This window comes from Arthrobacter sp. ISL-65, from assembly GCF_018613795.1.
Lineage (GTDB): Bacteria > Actinomycetota > Actinomycetes > Actinomycetales > Micrococcaceae > Arthrobacter.
Map to the genome: position 1 here is coordinate 1 of NZ_JAGGPN010000063.1, position 16,969 is coordinate 16,969.

The following is a 16,969-nucleotide window of genomic DNA, read 5'->3' on the forward strand; positions in this document are numbered from 1 at the left end:
GGCGTATCCGATGGCTTCATCAATGGTGCTGTAGCGGATGATGGGCAGGGCCGGGCCGAACTGTTCCTCGGCGACGAGCGGGTTGTCGTTGTCGATGTCCGCGACGAGGGTGGTCGGGTAGAAGTAGCCTGGCTGGTCGGGGTCGGGGTTTCCGCCGAGCAGGATCCGGGCGCCGGAGTCGCGGGCGGCTTCGACGAGGTTGGCGACGATGTCGTACTGGGCCTTGTTTTGCAGCGGGCCCAGGACGTTGTTCTCGTCCAGGCCGTTGCCCATCGGCATCGCGGCGGCCACGGCCGCGAGCTCGGAACATACGGCCTCGTAGATGTCGTCGTGGACGTAGAGGCGCTTGAGGGCGGCGCAGGTCTGGCCGGTGTTGAGGAAGGCGCCCCAGAACAGGCCTTCGGCGATGGCTTTGGGGTCGGCGTCGGGCAGGACGATGCCGGCGTCGTTGCCGCCGAGTTCGAGGGTGAGGCGTTTGACGGTGTCGGCGGAGGATTTGATGATTGCTTTGCCGGCGGCGGTGGAGCCGGTGAACATGACCTTGCCGACGGCGGGGTGTTCGGCGAGGCGGGCGCCGACTTCGCGGTCGCCGGAGATGACGGACAGGACGCCGTCGGGGAGTTCTTCGTTGAGGACCTTGATCAGGGCCAGGACGGAGAGCGGGGTCATTTTTGAGGGTTTGACGACGGCGGTGTTGCCCATGCGCAGGGCGGGGGCGATCTGCCAGATGGTGATCATCATGGGCCAGTTCCAGGGGCCGATGGCGCCGACGACGCCGATGGGCTTGTAGTGCAGTTCGGCGTAGGTTTCGCCGTCGTCGACGACCACTTCGGGTTTGAGTTCGGTGGCGGCGGTGGCGCGGAGCCAGGCGGCGCAGGCGCCGACCTCGAAGCGGGCGTTGGGGCCGTTGAGGGGTTTGCCCTGCTCGCGGGAGAGCAGCTGGGCGAGTTCCTCGGCGGAGCGTTCGACGGCGTCGGCTGCCTTGAGCAGCGCGGCGGACCGGGCGTCGTGGCCCAGCGCAGCCCAGGCCGGCTGGGCTGCGACGGCCGCAGCGACGGCGGTTTCGAGGTCCTCAACGGTGTGGACCGGCGCCTCGCCGACGACGCCGCCGGTGGCGGGGTCGAAAATGGTCCGGGTCTCGCCGGAACCGGGGGCGATGGATGCGAGGAGGGCATCGTAGGTTTCCAAGAGGTACTCCACTTCGAGTAGGAAAGTGCGCTCAGCCGGGCGGCGAGGCGGGCATACCTAAGTGTTGTCCGTCCGCAGGGTCGCTGGCTTGTCTTTGGGTGCAGAACCCTTGACTTGGGGCGAACGACTGCTGGCCGGAGCGAACCACAAGTGTTGGCTCCGGCCAGCCGTAAGTGCTGGTGTGCAGGTCTAGACGTTGGCGGATGCCTTGGCGGTGTCAGCCGAAGCCCGGCGCCGGTCGAAGATGGTGGCGCCGACCTCCTGCTCCGCCTGGTTGTTGATGCCCAGGTCGATGCCTTTGCGTTCCCGGATCACCAGGACCGCGGCCGTTGATACGAGGGCCACGATGAGCAGGTAGACGGATACCGAGGCTGTTGTTCCGGTGGCCTGGACCAGGGCGGTGGCGATCATCGGAGCAAATGCGCCGCCGATGATGGCACCGAGCGCGTAGGAGATTGCGACGCCGGAGAACCTGATGGAGGCGGGAAACAGCTCGCTGTAGAGGGCTGCCTGCGGGCCGTAGGTCAGGCCGAGCCCGACGGTGAACAGCGCAAGGCCAAGGAACAGCGCCCAGATGTTCCCGGTGTTCACCAGCCAGAACAGCGGGAACACAGTCAGGATGAGGCAGGCATAGCCGATAAGGTACGTCTTCTTACGGCCAATGCTGTCCGCCAGGTAGCCGGAGATCAGCGTAAACATGAACCACAGGGCAGCGGAGCCGGTCACTGCGAGGAGCACTTCCGTGCGGTCCATGGCCAGTCCGGCGGGATTGGCGGCATAGCTGAGGATGTAGCCGCCGGTGGTCATGTAGCCCGCGGCGTTGTTGCCCGCGAAGACCAGCGCCGCGATGATGACCAGCAGCCAGTGCTTCTTGAAGAGTTCGACGATCGGAACGCGGGTCTGCTGCTTCTTCTGTGCGATCTCCTCGAAAACCGGGCTTTCCTCCACGCTGCGGCGGACAATGAAGCCGACGACGATCAGGACGAAGCTGAGCAGGAACGGAATGCGCCAGCCCCACTGCACAAAGGCTGCGCCGGGGGAGACCACGCCGGACATCAGGGCCAGGATGCCGGAGGCCAGCAGCATGCCCAGGGGAACGCCCAGCTGGGGGAAGGCACCGAACAGTCCCCGCTTGCCGCGGGGTGCATGCTCGACCGCCATCAGGACGGCGCCGCCCCATTCGCCGCCGGCCGAAATGCCCTGCAGGATGCGCAGGAGCAGCAGCAGGATGGGTGCCACAACGCCTGCCGTCTCGAAGGTCGGCAGCACGCCGATGAGGGTGGTGGCAGCCCCCATCATGATCAGCGTGATGACCAGCATGGCACGGCGGCCCAGCCGGTCCCCGAAGTGTCCGGCCAGGAAGGCACCTAGCGGACGGAACAGGAAGCTGAGTCCCACCGAGGCGAAGGAAATCAGGATGCCGATGTCGTTGCCGGCGGGTTCGAAGAACAGTTTCGCGAAGACCAGGCCCGCGGCGTTGGCGTAGATGAAGAAGTCGTACCACTCGACGGTGGTTCCGATGATGGTGGCAAACGCTACACGGCGGTTATCCCTTGCCGAGCTGCGCTGCCCGTGCTGGACAGTACTCAATGTTTTTCCTTGCTGTGTGGACACGTCATTGTGTGAATATGTCACTGCGTGGGTACGCCGCTGTTTCAGTTGGCGTAGGGGTCGGCGATGCCGATGTATTGGGTGGTGGTGTACTCGGCGATGCCTTCGGAGCCGCCTTCGCGGCCGAGGCCGGATTGCTTGACGCCGCCGAAGGGTGCTGCGGCGTTGGAGATGACGCCGGCGTTGAAGCCGACCATGCCGAATTCGATCTGTTCGGCCACCCGCAGGAGGCGGTTGAAGTCGCGGCTGTAGAGGTAGGAGGCCAGACCGTATTCGCTGGCGTTGGCCAGGCGGATGGCGTCCTCTTCCGTGGTGAAGGTGGTGACGGGGGCGACGGGTCCGAAGATTTCCTGGCGGAGGATCTCGGCGTCGTTGGGGACGTTGCCCAGCACGGTGGGCTGGTAGAAGTAGCCGGCACCGTCAACCGGGGCGCCGCCGGTGATGGCGGTGGCTCCGGCGTCGACGGCGGCGCTCACCAAAGCGTGCACGTCGCTGCGGGCGCCGGCGTCGATGAGGGGGCCCACCTGGGTGGTGGGTTCGGTGCCGCGGCCGGTGGCCAGGGCGCCCATGGCGGCGGCGAACTTGGCGGTGAACTCGGCGGCGACGGACTCCTGCACCAGGAACCGGTTCGCGGCGGTGCAGGCTTCACCCATGTTCCGCATCTTGGCGGCCATGGCCCCTTCCACGGCCTTGTCCAGGTCGGCGTCCTCGAACACGATGAACGGTGCGTTGCCGCCGAGTTCCATGGAAGTGCGCAGGACGTTCTGGGCGGCGTCAGCCATCAGGCGCTTGCCCACAGGGGTGGAGCCGGTGAAGGAGACCTTGCGAAGGCGCGGGTCGGCCAGCAGCGGGCCCGAGATCCCGGAGGCGGAAGAGGAGGAGACCACGTTGAGGACTCCGGCGGGCAGGCCGGCGTCGAGCATGGTCTGCGCGAACAGCTGCGCGGTGAGCGGGGTGAGCTTGGCTGGCTTGAGGACCATGGTGCAGCCAGCGGCGATGGCGGGCGCGACCTTGCGGGTGGCCATGGCCAGCGGGAAGTTCCACGGGGTGATGAGCAGGCATGGGCCGACCGGCTTGTGCTGGACGAGGATCTTATTCTTGCCCTCGGGCGTGGTGAGATAGCGGCCGTAATCACGGACCGTTTCCTCGGAGAACCAGCGCAGGAACTCGGCGCCGTAGGTGACCTCGCCGCGGGCTTCGGCCAGGGGCTTGCCCATTTCCAGGGTCATCAGCAGTGCGAAGTCCTCGGCGCGTTCGGTAACCAGGTCGAAGGCGCGGCGCAGAATCTCGGCCCGGACCCGCGGCGCCGTCCGCGCCCAGGAGGCCTGGACCGCATCGGCCGCGTCAAGTGCGGCGAGGGCATCCTCGCTGGTGGCCGAGGCCAGGGTGGCGAGTACCTCCCCGGTGGCGGGGTCGTGAACGTCGAACGTGCCGCCGTCGGACGCGTCCCGCCACTGGCCGTTGATGAGCAGGCCGGTGGGCACGGACGCGAGAAGGGCGGCCTCACGTTCGGGAGAGACGGAGGCCGGCGAGATGGCAGGGGAGAGTACGGGCGAAGTGGTCATGCGGGGGTCTCCTCGGGAAAAGTGTGGTTTCGACAGGCTCAACCAGCGGTTCGGGTCAGTAACTGGCCGGGGTTTCGACAGGCTCAACCACCGGGGGCTAGTAGCTGGAGGGGGTGCCGCCGTCGGCATGCTTTACATACTGCGCTGCGAGGGCTTCGGAGCCCCGGGCGAGGAGGGCGACGTCGGCGCCGACCAGGATGAAGTCAGCGCCGTTGGCGAGGTAATGCTCTGCGGTGGCGGGGTTGAAGGCGTTGACGCCCGCGGGTTTGCCCGCCGCTTTTGCGGCGGCGAGGCAGTGTTCGACGGCGGCGCGCACCTCGGGGTGTTCCTGCTGTCCCAGCAGCCCCATCGAGGCGGCGAGGTCGGAGGGGCCCACGAAGATGGCGTCCACGCCGTCGACCTTCAGGATGTCCTCCACGGCCTCAACCGCGGCCGTCGACTCGATCTGGACCGTGACGCTGACGGTGTCCGCGGCCCTGGCGAGGTAGTCCGGGACGCGGTTCCAGCGGGCCGCGCGGGCCAGCGCGGAACCGACCCCGCGCACCCCGTGCGGCGGGTAACGGGTAGCAGCCACCGCCGCTTCGGCCTCGGTAACGGAGTTGACCATGGGGACCAGCAGGTTCTGCACGCCGAGGTCCAGGTACTGCTTGATCAGAACCGTGTCGTTGACCGGCGGCCGGACCAGGGTGTGGACCGGGTAGCCGTGGATGGCCTGGAGCTGGGCGAGGATGGATTCGAGCCCGTTGGGGCTGTGTTCGGCGTCCATCAGGAGCCAGTCCAGGCCGGACCCGGCGCAGAGTTCGGCGATCAGCGGGCTGCCGGAACACACCCACATCCCCGCCAGCGGCCGGTCAGCAGCGGCAAGGGCGGACCGGAAGGTGTCTTCTATTCGAAGCGGCATGTGACAGTCCCCAAGGGTCCGTAGTCGGCGTGGACGGTGTCGCCCTTGTACACCCAGAGGGGGCGGGTGAAGGAGCCGGCCAGGATGATGTCGCCGGCTTTCATGGCGTCCCCGTGCGCGGCGATCTTGTTGGCCAGCCAGTGCACTCCGTTGGCCGGGTGGTCCAGGACGCCGGCGGCCACGCCGGTTTCCTCCACGGCCTGGTTCTTGTAGAGGATGGCGGAGACCCAGCGGAGGTCGACGGCGTCCGGCTTTACCGGGCGGCCGCCGATCACCATGGCGCCCATGGCTGCGTTGTCGGAGATGGTGTCCACGATGGTCCGGCCCTCCATCTCGATCCTCGAATCCAGGATCTCGAGGGCCGGAACCACGTAGTCGGTGGCGTTCAGGACGTCGAAGATGGTGCAGCCCGGGCCCTTGAGCCCGTCCTTCAGGACGAACGCCAGCTCCACCTCCACCCGCGGGTGGGTGTATTTGTCCCATTCCACCGAGCAGCCGGTTTCGAGGACCATGTCATCGAAGATGGCGCCGTAGTCCGGTTCGGTGATGCCGGTGGCCGCCTGCATTGCCTTGGACGTGAGGCCGATCTTGCGCCCCACCAGGGTCCGGCCGGCGTCCTCGTTGCGGCGGCGCCACAACTGTTGCACGGCGTAGGAGTCCTCCACCGTCATGTCCGGGTAGCGGGCAGTCAGGCGGGGTATCGGGGTGCGGGTCCGGCCGGCTTCCACCAGCTCGTCCGCGATGGCCTCAATGGTCTTGGCATCCAGCATGGCTACAGCTGCGCTCCCAGCTTGAAGCCCTCGTGTTCATCAACGGAGCCCGGCTTGCGGGTGTAGGAGAAGCCGTCGGCGCCAACGGTGACGGCCATTTCGGAGGCGTCGGTGCGCTCGATGACGGGCTGCGGGTTGCCGTCGAGGTCCAGGACCAGGGAGGCCTCGGTGTACCAGGACGGGACCACGGGGTTGCCCCACCAGTCGCGGCGCTGGTTGTCGTGGACGTCCCAGGTGACGGTGGGGTTGTCCGGGTCGCCGGTGTAGTAGTCCTGGGTGTAGATCTCGATGCGGTGGCCGTCCGGGTCCAGGATGTAGAGGTAGAAGGCGTTGGACACGCCGTGGCGGCCGGGGCCGCGTTCGATTCGGTCGCTGATGCGCAGGGCGCCCATCTTGTCGCAGATCTGGATGATGTTGTGCTTCTCGTGCGTGGCGAAGGCGACGTGGTGCATGCGCGGGCCGTTGCCGCCGGTGAGGGCAGTGTCGTGGACGGTCTGCTTGCGGTGCATCCACGCGGCGTACGTGACGCCATCGGAATCCTTGATGTCCTCGGAAACGCGGAAGCCTAGGTCCTCCAGGTAAGCACGGCCGCGGGGAACGTCCGGGGTGACCTGGTTGAAGTGGTCCAGGCGGACCAGTTCACCGGCGGAGTAGAGGTCGTAGCGCTGGGTGAGGCGCTCCACGTGCTCCACGTCGTAGAAGAACTCGTACGGGAAGCCCAACGGATCCTCGACGCGGACGGAGTCACCGATGCCCTTGGTGAAGCCTTCCTTGCGGCGCTCGGTGCGGCAGCCCAGCTCCTTGTAGTAGGCCTCGGCGGCGTCCACCTCGGCAGGGGACTTCACCCGGTAGGAGAAGGCGGCCACGGCGGCGATGGGTCCCTTGCGGAGCACCAGGTTGTGGTGGATGAACTCCTCCAGGGGACGCAGGTAGATGTTGTTCTCATCTTCCTCAGTGACGTGCAGGCCCAGGACGTCGACATAGAACTCGCGCGACTTGGCGAGGTCCGTGACCACGATTTCCATGTAGGCGCAGCGAACGATATCCGGTGCCGGGACGGTGGGGGTGGGGACGAAGTTGGTCATGGTGTGCTCTCTTCTTTGAAAGGGGTCAGTAAGCGCTGTTAGGCGCCGAATTTGGGGGTGTGGACGGAGCCGAGCGTGATGTGCACGGCCTGCTGGGCGGTGTAGAAGTCGATGGAGCGGTAGCCGCCCTCGTGGCCCAGGCCGGAGGCCTTGACGCCGCCGAATGGGGTGCGTAGGTCGCGGACGTTGTGGCTGTTCAGCCACACCATGCCGGCTTCGACGTTCTGCGAGAAGTTGTGTGCGCGGGTCAGGTTCTGGGTCCAGATGTAGGCCGCCAGGCCGTACCTGGTGTTGTTCGCCAGGGCGAGGGCCTCGTCGTCGTTCTCAAACGGGGTAATGGCGACGACCGGGCCGAAGATTTCCTCCTGGAAGATCCGGGCGTCCGGGGCGACGTCGGCGAACACGGTGGGGGCGATGTAGTTGCCCTCCGGCAGGCCTTCAGGCCGTCCGCCGCCAGCCAGCAGCCGGCCTTCGGACTTGCCGATCTCCACGTAGGAGGCCACCTTCTCGTAGTGCTCGGGGTGGACCAGGGCGCCCACCTGGGTCTTGGGATCGTGCGGGTCGCCGACCACGATGTTCTTGGCGCGGGCGGCGTACTTTTCGCAGAACTCGTCGTAGATGGCGCGTTCCACCAGGATGCGGGAGCCGGCGGTGCAGCGTTCGCCGTTGAGGGAGAACACACCGAACAGGGCGGAGTCGATCGCGGCGTCCAGGTCGGCGTCGGCGAAGATGACGCAGGGGGACTTGCCGCCGAGCTCCATGGAGAGGCCCTTGAGGTTGGCGGCGGCGTTGCGGAAGATGGTCTGGCCCGTGGTGGTCTCGCCGGTGAAGGAAATCAGCGGAACCTCCGGGTGCTTGACCAGGGCGTCGCCGGCTTCCTCGCCGAGGCCGTTGACCAAGTTGAACACGCCGTCGGGCAGGCCGGCGTCCTTGAAGATCTGTGCCCACAGCGAGGCGGAGAGTGGGGTGAACTCGGCGGGCTTGAGGACCACGGTGTTGCCGGTGGCCAGGGCCGGGGCGAGCTTCCAGGACTCCAGCATGAACGGGGTGTTCCACGGGGTGATGAGCCCGGCGACGCCGATCGGCTTGCGGTTCACGTAGTTGATCTGTGAGCCCGGGACCTTCATGGCGTCGTCGAACTGGGCCACGATCAGGTCCGCGAAGAAGCGGAAGTTCTCCGCCGCACGAAGCGCCTGGCCCTTGGCCTGGGTGATGGGCAGGCCGGTGTCGAACGTTTCGAGCTCGGCGAGGCGACTTTCCTGGGCTTCGACGGCGTCGGCGATCTTGTTCAGGATGCGGGCGCGCTCGCGGGGCTTCATCTTGGGCCACGGGCCGCTGACGAACGCTTCGCGGGCTGCGGCGACGGCGAGGTCGATGTCTTCCTTCTGGCCGGCCGCGGCGGTGGCGTAGTTCTGGTTGGACACCGGGTCCAGGACATCGAAGGTCGCCCCGCCCACGGAATCAACGAACTTGCCGTTGATGTAGTGCTGGATGTGGGTGGGGAGGTTTTCGGGAACGTAGTGCTTTGCTGCTGTTTCTACAGGGGTCGTCATCATCGAGGTCCTAACTGTGGTCTTTGAGGTTGGTTTGGGAGAGGTATGCGTCCAGGGTGGCGCTGCGGTGGAGTCGTGCTGCTTTTTCGATGGTGTCAGCGTCGGCCCCGGATTCTATGAGCCGGAGCAGGGCCTCGTGTTCGTCCACGGACTGGTGGGCCCGGCCGGGAACAAAGCGGAACGTTGAGGACCGCAGTGATGCCAGCCGGTTCCAGCCGCGGTGGACCAGATCCAGGATGTGCGGGTTGGGGCAGTGTTCGAACAGGACGCTGTGGAAGTCCTGGTTGAGCCGGGTGAAGCGGACGGGGTCGAAGTGCTGCAGGCAGTCGCGCATCTCGGCGTTCACGGCGCGGGCCCGGGCAATGTCCGCTTCGCCGACAAGCGGTGCGGACAAGGCGGTTGCGGCACCTTCCACGATGCTCAGCGTCTGCATCGTGTAGAGGTACTCGGTGGGGTCGATGCCCGCCACGGTGGCCCCGACGTTGCGCTCGAACTTCACCAGGCCTTCGGCCTCGAGCCGGCGGATCGCTTCGCGGACCGGGACCACGCTGAATCCGAGGTCCTTGGCGATGGCGGCCAGGACCAGCCGGTAGCCGGGTGTGTAGGTGCCCTCCACGATCCGTGCCTTGATGGCCTGGTAGGCCTGCTCGGACTTGCTGCCGGCGGTGCTGTCAGCGATGCTGGCGGCGACAACGGAGGCGGTGGCCGTTTCAGTCATTGGCTTTGCCTGCTTCCCATTCCAAATACTTCGTGCGCCATTGCGCGTTGAGCGGGTAAAGCCCGTCCACACTGTGGCCCTGCTCCACCATTTCGGCGATGAAAACCTCTTCGCGTTCCTGGGCGATCGAGTCGTTGGCGACTTCCTCGGCGATGGCCGGCGGGATCACCAGGATGCCGTCCGAGTCCGCCACGATGATGTCCCCGGGCTGAACCGTGGTGCCGCCGCAGGCGATGGTGATGTCCGTGTCCCACGGGATGTGGCGCCGGCCCAGGACAGCGGGGTGCGGGTTGGAGTAGTAGGTGGGCAGCTCCATGGCGGCCACGGCGGAGAAGTCACGGACGCCGCCGTCGGTGATGATGGCGGCGGCGCCGCGGACCTGGGCGCGCAGCGCCAGGATGTCGCCGATGGTCCCGGTGCCTTTCTCCCCGCGGGCCTCCATAACCAGGATCTCGCCCTCGTTCACGGAGTCGATGGCACGCTTCTGGGCATTGAAGCCCCCGCCGTGCGTCTTGAAGAGGTCCTCACGGTTGGGCACGTAGCGCAGGGTCCGCGCCAGGCCAACCACCTTGCGGTCCGGCCGGGTGGCGGTCAGGCCGTCGATGCTGACGTTGTTCAGGCCGCGCTTGCGCAGCTGGGAGGACAGCGTGGCCGTGCAGACGCTCTCCAGCTTGGTTTTCAGCTCCGGGCTCAGCGGAGATTCGGCTGCGGGGAGCCCTGCCGCCTCCCGCGAGCCGTACGCCTCTTCGCGCTGCAGGTCATCGGCCTTGGGCCGGGCACCAAAGTCGGCGAACGCCGTCGTACCTTCCTCCACTGTGGTGGTGAGACGGCCCGTGCTCAGCTGGTCGTCAGCAGTGCTGACCTCCACCTCCAGCACGTCGCCGGGGACGGCGACGGAGGCGCCGGCCGGTGTGCCGGTGAGGATGATGTCCCCCTCCTCGAGGGTGAGGAGCTGGGACAGGTCCGCCACGAGCCGGGCGAACGGGAAGAGCAGGTCCGCGGTGGTGTCGTCCTGGACCAGTTCGCCGTTGTGCCAGGTGCGGATGCGCAGTTTGGCGGGGTCGACGGCGTCTGCCGGAATCAGTGCCGGGCCCACGGGAGTGAAGCCGTCGCCGCCCTTGGACCGGAGGTTGGAGCCCTTGTCCGCGTAGCGGAGGTCGTACACGCCGAGGTCGTTGCTGGCCGTGACGGCGGCGACGTGGCTCCAGGCATCTTCGACGTCGACGCGCCGGGCACCCTTGCCGATGATGATGGCGATCTCGCCCTCGTAGCCGAGGAGTTCGCAGCCGGCCGGGCGTTCGACGACGGTGCCCGTCAGGGACAGCGAGGACGACGGCTTCAGGAAGTAGGAGGGCTGCGCCGGTGTCCGGCCGCGCTGGGCTGCCCGGCTGGGGTAGTTGATGTGCACAGCGATCACCTTGCGTGCTGCTGCCAGGGTGTCGTCGTTGACCTGCTCCAAAGCGCTCTCCTCATCAGGTACGAAATCGTATACGAAACATACTGGACCGTTTCCGGCAATTTCGTCAACCCCTGGTTTTCGGGGAAGGGGAGCTGCTTGTAACGCGGGTCATATGTGACGTACAGTACTGAAACATAACCACAATTTCTATTATCGAACCATCTGTTCAGATATAGAACACATGATTTGGCGAAAGCCAGCCACACAGTGAAGTGAGGAAAGCCCGTGCAGTTCCACCACCACGGTTACGTTTCCGGTGACCCGCGCATTCAGCCGGCCGCCGGCGTCGGCATCAACCGCCCCGAAGAGCTGCCCGACGAGGTCGACGTGCTCATCGTTGGCTCCGGCCCCGCGGGCATGCTCGCAGCAGCCCAGCTCTCCCAGTTCCCGGACATCACCACGCGCATCGTGGAGCGCCGTGGCGGCCGCCTCGCAATCGGCCAGGCCGACGGCATCCAGGCCCGCAGCGTCGAGACCTTCCAGGCGTTCGGCTTTGCCGAGGAGATTACCGCAGAGGCCTACCGGATCACCGAGATGGCGTTCTGGAAGCCGAGCCCGGAGAACCCGAAGCACATTGTCCGTGCCGCCCGCGCGGTCGACGACGAGATGGGCATCAGCGAATTCCCGCACCTCATCGTCAACCAGGCCCGCGTGCTGGACTACTTCGCCCGGGTGATGGCCTTTTCCCCGACCCGCATGACCCCCGACTACGGCTACGAGTTCCACAGCCTGCACGTCGGGGACGCGGGGGAGTACCCGGTCACCGTGGCCCTGGTCCACACCACCGGTGAGCTGGCAGGCCAGGAGCGTGTTGTGCGGGCCAACTACGTGGTCGGTGCTGACGGCGCCCGCAGCAAGGTCCGTGAATCGATCGGCTGCACGCTCGCCGGAGACCAGGCCAACCACGCCTGGGGCGTCATGGACGTCCTCGCGTCCACCGACTTCCCGGACATCCGCACCAAGTGCGCCATCCAGTCCCACGACGGCGGCAGCATCCTGCTGATCCCGCGCGAGGGCGGCCATCTCTTCCGCATGTACGTCGATCTCGGCGTCGTGCCGGAGAACGACAAAGGCGCCATTCGCAAGACCACCATCGAGCAGATCATCGCCCACGCGAACCAGATCCTGCAGCCCTACACCCTCGACGTCCGCAACGTCGCCTGGCACAGCGTATACGAGGTGGGCCACCGCCTCACCGACAGGTTCGACGACGTCCTGCCCGCCGAACGGGACACCCGCACGCCGCGCGTGTTCATCACCGGCGACGCCTGCCACACGCACAGTGCGAAGGCAGGCCAGGGTATGAACGTGTCCATGCAGGACGGCTTCAACATCGGCTGGAAGCTCGGCCACGTCCTCGAGGGCCGCAGCCCGGAGTCGCTGCTCGCCACCTACTCCGCGGAGCGCCAGGTGGTCGCGAAGAACCTCATCGATTTCGACAAGGAATGGTCCACCCTGATGGCCAAGAAGCCCGAGGAGTTCGACGACCCCTCGGAGCTCGAGGACTTCTACGTGCGCACCGCCGAATTCCCGGCTGGCTTCATGACCGAATACGCGCCGTCGATGATAGTCGCCGAGGCGAAGCACGCCGGGCTGGCCACGGGCTTCCCGACGGGCAAGCGCTTCAAGTCTGCGCCCGTGCAGCGGGTATGCGACACCAACCCGCTGCAGCTGGGCCATCAGGCAACGGCGGACGGGCGCTGGCGGATCTACGTGTTTGCCGACCCGGCCGAGGCCGGCGCACCGTCGCCGACCACTGACTTCGCGCAATGGCTGGAGAAGTCGCCGGAGTCCCCGCTCGCGGCTACCCCGGAGGGCGCCGACTCTGACGCCTGGTTCGACGTGAAGGTCATCTACCAGCAGGACCACAGGGGCATCGAGATCAACGCTGTCCCGGCCGTGTTCAAGCCGGAGGTCGGCCCGTTCAAGCTCACCAACCTCGAGAAGGTCTACGGCACCGACCCGAAGGCCGACATCTTCGACCTGCGCGGCCTTGACCGCGGCGGCGTCGTGGTGGTGGTCCGCCCGGACCAGTACGTGGCGAACGTCCTGCCGCTGACCGCTACGGCGGAGCTCGGGGCCTTCTTTGCGCCGCTGCTGCCGGCCCGCCAGCCGGCTCCACTCCAGACCGAGCCGCTTCAGGCCGCTGGTTCGGGGCTCGTCGCCAACCTGGTGTAAGCGCAGTCTTCCGGGGAGCTCGCAGCCTCACCGGCAGGCCTCTTGTTCCTGGAGTCCGGATCCCTGAAACGGGGGATCCGGACTCTTTTGTTCTCGGGCCTGGTTGACCTCGTGCGGGCTCCGCGGGACCCTCGGAATGTAGGCTCCGCCGGTCACGACCAGTGCGCTGAGGCACAACAACTGATCGCTGCCAGACAAGCCCCGGCAGCCCGGGACTGCCAAGCTGGATTCAGCGGTGCGAGGCCATTGCCAGCACCCCTCCAACGCTCATGACCGTTAAGAAGGATCCAATGAGTATTTCAAATTCTGAATCCCGGACTGCTGAAGCAAATCCGCCCAAGGAGCAATCTACCGCCCTCCGCGCGGGCAGCATCGGCGTCCTGGGCATTCTCTTTTTCGTTCTTTCAGCCCAGGCTCCGCTCACCGGCATCGTCGGCGCTGCGCCCCTGGCGGCTGCACTCGGCAATGGCGCCGGGGCACCGGGCGCGTACCTCGTCGTGGGCATCGTCATTGTCATCTTCGCCGTCGGGTTCGTGGCCATGAGCCGGAAGGTGCAGGCCAACGGCGCCTTTTACGCCTACATCACCGCCGCCTTCGGCAGAAAGACGGGCACAGGCGCAGCCTGGCTGGCGCTGCTGGCGTACAGCACGGTTCAGGCCGCCATGTATGGCCTCTATGGTGCGGCCTTCTCCGGCTTGCTGGGTTCCGCCGGCGTAACCGTTCCCTGGTGGCTTCTGGCCGTTGCCACCATGGCAGGCGTGCAGGTGCTTGGGTCCATGAACATCGAGCTCGGCGCCCGCGTCCTGGCTGTCCTTGTGGGCCTGGAGGTGGCGATTCTGCTGCTGTTCGGTTTCACGGTCCTGCTGAAGGGCGGAGGCCCGGAAGGCCTCGGCATGGCAGCCTCATTTTCCCCGGAAGCGATCGCAAGCGGCGCCCCCGGAGTGGCCATCATGTTCGCCGTGGCGTCCATGTTTGGCTTCGAGTCGACGGCCATCTACTCCGCCGAGGCCAAGGACCCCCACCGGACGGTAGCCCGGGCAACGTACCTCTCCGTGGGCATCATCGCTGTGTTTTTCGCCTTCATTACCTGGATGCTGGTCAGCTTCTACGGGCCCTCGCACGTCGTTGACGCCGCCGGGGCCGCCCTGGAGTCAGGGGACGCGACCTCGTTCGTAATTGGCCCGCTGGTTGAGCTGTTCGGCCCCTGGGCCGGCGTGACCGCCGGAATCCTTCTGGTGACGTCCCTCTTGGCAGGCATCATCGCCTTCCACAACGGCATCAACCGCTACCTCCACTCGCTGGCCCTGCGCGGTTCCCTGCCCGCTGTCCTGGCGCGGACCAACAGGCACAGCGCCCCTGCAAACGCCGCCTGGGTCCAGACGAGCGTCGCCGTGCTGCTCGTGGCACCGTTCGCGGTGCTGGGAATGGACCCGGTCCTGACGCTCTTCTCGTGGTTCAGCGGGCTGGCCGTTACAGCGCTGCTGGTGCTGTACATGCTCTGTTCCCTGGCCGTCGTCGCATTCTTCCGGCGCGAACGGGTGCAGGGGCAGCGCTGGCAGACCCTCATCGCACCGGCGCTCGCGGCGCTGTTGCTGGCCTGGGTCCTCTACCTGGTGGTCAGCAACTTCACCTCCCTCATCGGCGGCAGCGCCGAAACAGCCGTAGGGCTGCTGGTTGCCGTACCCGTGCTGTTCGTGGCCGGAGTGCTGGCGGAAATCGTAGTGGAGAAGCGGGCGGGGACCCTAGAGCCGGAGCTCGCCGGGTAAGGGGCGTTCGACGACGACGGCACCCGTTTTGCTGCGGCGGCCTCGCCTCGCGAGGCCGCCCGCCAGCAGCAGAAGTGTGGCAAGGCCGGCCCCTGTGGCTGCGGCCGCTGCGATGCCAGCCGGCCATAGCCCGGTTATCCCCAGGAACGCCGGCACCGTTGCAGAGGCCTGGCTGGTGAGCACGAGGGACCAGCCGATCAGTGGTGCCATCCGCTGAAAGCCCAACGCCATGTGAAGAAAGAACAGCAGCCACAAGTACGTCCAGCAGAGCCACAGGACGGCAAGCAGCGGATCCTCCCCGGACCAGGCCACAGCGAGCAGGATGCCGCAGACGCCCACCATCCCGCAGAACCAGCCGAGGCCGGTGGACCCCAGTCCCAGCAGGACGTCCAGGCCCACGTAGACATAGGTCAGCCCGAACAGGAATATCCCCGCGGCCCCCAGCAATGACTGCGTCCCGCCTCCCGCGGTGACAGTCAGATGCGCAACGCCCAGGATCAGCTGGGCGTTTCCGATGACCAGGCTGAAAACGGCAGCGTCCCGGCGGGGGACCAGATCCAGGGCGGCCAGCCCGTTGATCAACAGTGCGGCTCCGGAGAGGAGCAAGCAGACATACGCCATCAGACGCCCTTCCCGGCCCACGGCACTCTGGATCGATTTCTCATTGTATGGAATCTTTCTGTCACATTACGGAGAATATGGCATTTGGGCTGCGGCTGCTTACCCGACTGCGGTCTTAATCGGTTAGGTTGAAAGCTCAACCATAGGCGGCTGAAAAAAATCCTTTTGGCCGTTGCTCGCGGAATTGAGGACAGATTCATGGATGCACGGCTGGAAGCCGTCAGGGATACGGTACTGGCGCGGAACCCCGGTGAGTCCGAGTTCCACCAGGCGGTGGTCGAGGTGTTCGAAAGCCTTGGCCCCGTCCACGACCGGCACCCCGAGTTCCTTGAAGCCGCCATCCTGGAACGGCTCTGCGAGCCCGAACGCCAGATCATCTTCCGGGTGCCGTGGACCGACGACTCCGGGCGGGTGCAGATCAACCGCGGCTTCCGCGTGGAGTTCAATTCAGCGCTCGGCCCCTATAAGGGCGGGCTCCGGTTCCACCCCTCCGTTTACCTCGGGATCGTGAAATTCCTCGGCTTCGAGCAGATCTTCAAGAACGCGCTGACCGGCATGCCCATCGGCGGCGGCAAAGGCGGTTCCGACTTCGACCCCCGCGGCCGCACCGACGCCGAAGTCATGCGCTTCTGCCAGTCGTTCATGACCGAGCTCTACCGCCACATCGGCGAGTACACCGACGTGCCAGCCGGCGACATCGGCGTGGGCGGCCGCGAAATCGGCTACCTCTTCGGCCAGTACAAACGCATCACCAACCGCTACGAATCAGGCGTCCTGACAGGCAAGGGCATCTCCTGAGGAGGTTCCCTGGTGCGGCCCGAAGCCACCGGCTTCGGCACGGTGATCTTCACCGAAGAGATGCTCAAGACGCGGGGCTCATCCTTCGACGGGCAGCGCGTGGTGGTTTCCGGCTCCGGCAATGTTGCCATCAATGCCATCGCCAAGGCCCAGGCGCTCGGCGCCAACGTGGTGGCCTGCTCCGACTCCTCCGGGTACGTCGTGGACGAGGCCGGGATCGACGTCGGGCTGCTCCGCCAGGTCAAGGAAGTGGAACGCGGACGCCTCAAGGACTACGTTCTGCGCCGTTCCGGCGTTTCCTACGTGGAGGCCGACTCCGTCTGGGACGTCGACGCCACTGTCGCCTTGCCGTGCGCCACGCAGAACGAGCTCGACGGCGGTGCTGCCGCCCGGCTGGTCCGCAACGGACTGCTCGCCGTCGGCGAAGGCGCCAACATGCCCTCCACCCGGGACGCCGTGGCAGTCTTCCAGGAGGCGGGCGTGCTGTTTGGCCCCGGCAAGGCCGCCAACGCAGGCGGGGTGGCCACTTCGGCGCTGGAGATGCAGCAGAACGCGAGCCGCGACTCCTGGTCCTTCGAACACACGGAACAGCGCCTTACGGACATCATGGTGGGAATCCACCACCGCTGCGCCTCCACCGCGGACGAGTACGGTGAGCCCGGCAACTACGTGCTGGGCGCGAACATCGGCGGCTTCGTCAAAGTGGCGGACGCGATGCTCGCGCAGGGGTTGATCTAGGTTGATGAGAAACCAGGC

The 16,969-nt window shown here is 66.4% G+C and carries 12 protein-coding genes and 1 pseudogene; 3 read left to right on the forward strand and 10 right to left on the reverse strand.

Going from position 1 to position 16,969, the window contains the following annotated elements; all coding sequences use genetic code 11:
• The 9 genes from J7I85_RS23195 to J7I85_RS23235 all read right to left on the reverse strand — a co-directional run.
• A partial coding sequence (locus tag J7I85_RS23195; RefSeq protein ID WP_214857848.1) for an aldehyde dehydrogenase family protein occupies positions 1 to 1,188 on the reverse strand: 1,188 nt, incomplete at its 3' end.
• A 189-nt stretch (positions 1,189 to 1,377) separates the two neighbouring features.
• Complete coding sequence (locus tag J7I85_RS23200) at positions 1,378 to 2,778, reverse strand: MFS transporter (RefSeq protein ID WP_214857850.1); 1,401 nt, start codon at positions 2,776 to 2,778, stop codon at positions 1,378 to 1,380.
• A gap of 65 nt (positions 2,779 to 2,843) precedes the next feature.
• Positions 2,844 to 4,364: an NAD-dependent succinate-semialdehyde dehydrogenase gene (locus J7I85_RS23205; protein ID WP_214857852.1), complete on the reverse strand. Its 1,521-nt coding sequence runs from the start codon at positions 4,362 to 4,364 to the stop codon at positions 2,844 to 2,846.
• A 97-nt stretch (positions 4,365 to 4,461) separates the two neighbouring features.
• Complete coding sequence (locus tag J7I85_RS23210; RefSeq protein ID WP_214857858.1) at positions 4,462 to 5,265, reverse strand: HpcH/HpaI aldolase/citrate lyase family protein; 804 nt, start codon at positions 5,263 to 5,265, stop codon at positions 4,462 to 4,464.
• Positions 5,250 to 6,035, reverse strand: coding sequence for a 2-oxo-hept-4-ene-1,7-dioate hydratase (hpaH, locus tag J7I85_RS23215; protein ID WP_214857860.1), 786 nt, complete (start codon positions 6,033 to 6,035; stop codon positions 5,250 to 5,252). Before hpaH ends, J7I85_RS23210 begins: the two co-directional genes overlap by 16 nt.
• A 2-nt stretch (positions 6,036 to 6,037) precedes the next feature.
• Complete coding sequence (gene hpaD / locus J7I85_RS23220) at positions 6,038 to 7,120, reverse strand: 3,4-dihydroxyphenylacetate 2,3-dioxygenase (protein WP_214857862.1); 1,083 nt, start codon at positions 7,118 to 7,120, stop codon at positions 6,038 to 6,040.
• Positions 7,121 to 7,158: 38 nt separating this feature from the next.
• Positions 7,159 to 8,673, reverse strand: a complete 1,515-nt coding sequence (hpaE, locus tag J7I85_RS23225; RefSeq protein WP_214857868.1) for a 5-carboxymethyl-2-hydroxymuconate semialdehyde dehydrogenase — start codon at positions 8,671 to 8,673, stop codon at positions 7,159 to 7,161.
• A gap of 10 nt (positions 8,674 to 8,683) precedes the next feature.
• Positions 8,684 to 9,391 (reverse strand): GntR family transcriptional regulator, encoded by a 708-nt coding sequence (locus tag J7I85_RS23230; protein WP_214857870.1) that lies wholly within the window; start codon positions 9,389 to 9,391, stop codon positions 8,684 to 8,686.
• On the reverse strand, positions 9,384 to 10,850 hold the full coding sequence (locus J7I85_RS23235; RefSeq protein ID WP_214857872.1) for a fumarylacetoacetate hydrolase family protein: 1,467 nt from the start codon (positions 10,848 to 10,850) through the stop codon (positions 9,384 to 9,386). The genes J7I85_RS23230 and J7I85_RS23235 overlap by 8 nt, the downstream gene beginning before the upstream one ends.
• A gap of 225 nt (positions 10,851 to 11,075) precedes the next feature.
• Between J7I85_RS23235 and J7I85_RS23240 the strand changes: the two genes are divergently transcribed.
• Entirely contained in the window at positions 11,076 to 13,028 is a 1,953-nt protein-coding gene (locus J7I85_RS23240) for an FAD-binding monooxygenase (protein WP_214857873.1), read from the forward strand.
• Between the two features lie 290 nt (positions 13,029 to 13,318).
• Positions 13,319 to 14,794, forward strand: coding sequence for an APC family permease (locus J7I85_RS23245; protein WP_214857875.1), 1,476 nt, complete (start codon positions 13,319 to 13,321; stop codon positions 14,792 to 14,794).
• On the opposite strand, the gene J7I85_RS23250 is transcribed toward J7I85_RS23245, so the two are convergent.
• Positions 14,771 to 15,415 carry an AmiS/UreI family transporter gene (locus J7I85_RS23250; RefSeq protein WP_214857877.1) on the reverse strand — a complete coding sequence of 215 codons (645 nt, stop codon included), beginning with the start codon at positions 15,413 to 15,415 and terminating at the stop codon, positions 14,771 to 14,773. The genes J7I85_RS23245 and J7I85_RS23250 overlap by 24 nt on opposite strands.
• Positions 15,416 to 15,613: 198 nt before the next feature.
• Between J7I85_RS23250 and gdhA the strand changes: the two are divergent.
• A pseudogene (gdhA, locus tag J7I85_RS23255) lies at positions 15,614 to 16,951 on the forward strand (NADP-specific glutamate dehydrogenase).
• Positions 16,952 to 16,969 lie beyond the last annotated feature (18 nt).

Coding starts and splice junctions, on each gene's coding strand:
- J7I85_RS23245 (WP_214857875.1), top strand. CDS start 13,319: ATGAGTATTTCAAATTCTGAATCCCGGACTGCTGAAGCAAATCCGCCC.
- J7I85_RS23210 (WP_214857858.1), bottom strand. CDS start 5,265: ATGCCGCTTCGAATAGAAGACACCTTCCGGTCCGCCCTTGCCGCTGCT.
- J7I85_RS23230 (WP_214857870.1), bottom strand. CDS start 9,391: ATGACTGAAACGGCCACCGCCTCCGTTGTCGCCGCCAGCATCGCTGAC.
- J7I85_RS23250 (WP_214857877.1), bottom strand. CDS start 15,415: ATGGCGTATGTCTGCTTGCTCCTCTCCGGAGCCGCACTGTTGATCAAC.
- hpaH (WP_214857860.1), bottom strand. CDS start 6,035: ATGCTGGATGCCAAGACCATTGAGGCCATCGCGGACGAGCTGGTGGAA.
- hpaD (WP_214857862.1), bottom strand. CDS start 7,120: ATGACCAACTTCGTCCCCACCCCCACCGTCCCGGCACCGGATATCGTT.
- hpaE (WP_214857868.1), bottom strand. CDS start 8,673: ATGACGACCCCTGTAGAAACAGCAGCAAAGCACTACGTTCCCGAAAAC.
- J7I85_RS23205 (WP_214857852.1), bottom strand. CDS start 4,364: ATGACCACTTCGCCCGTACTCTCCCCTGCCATCTCGCCGGCCTCCGTC.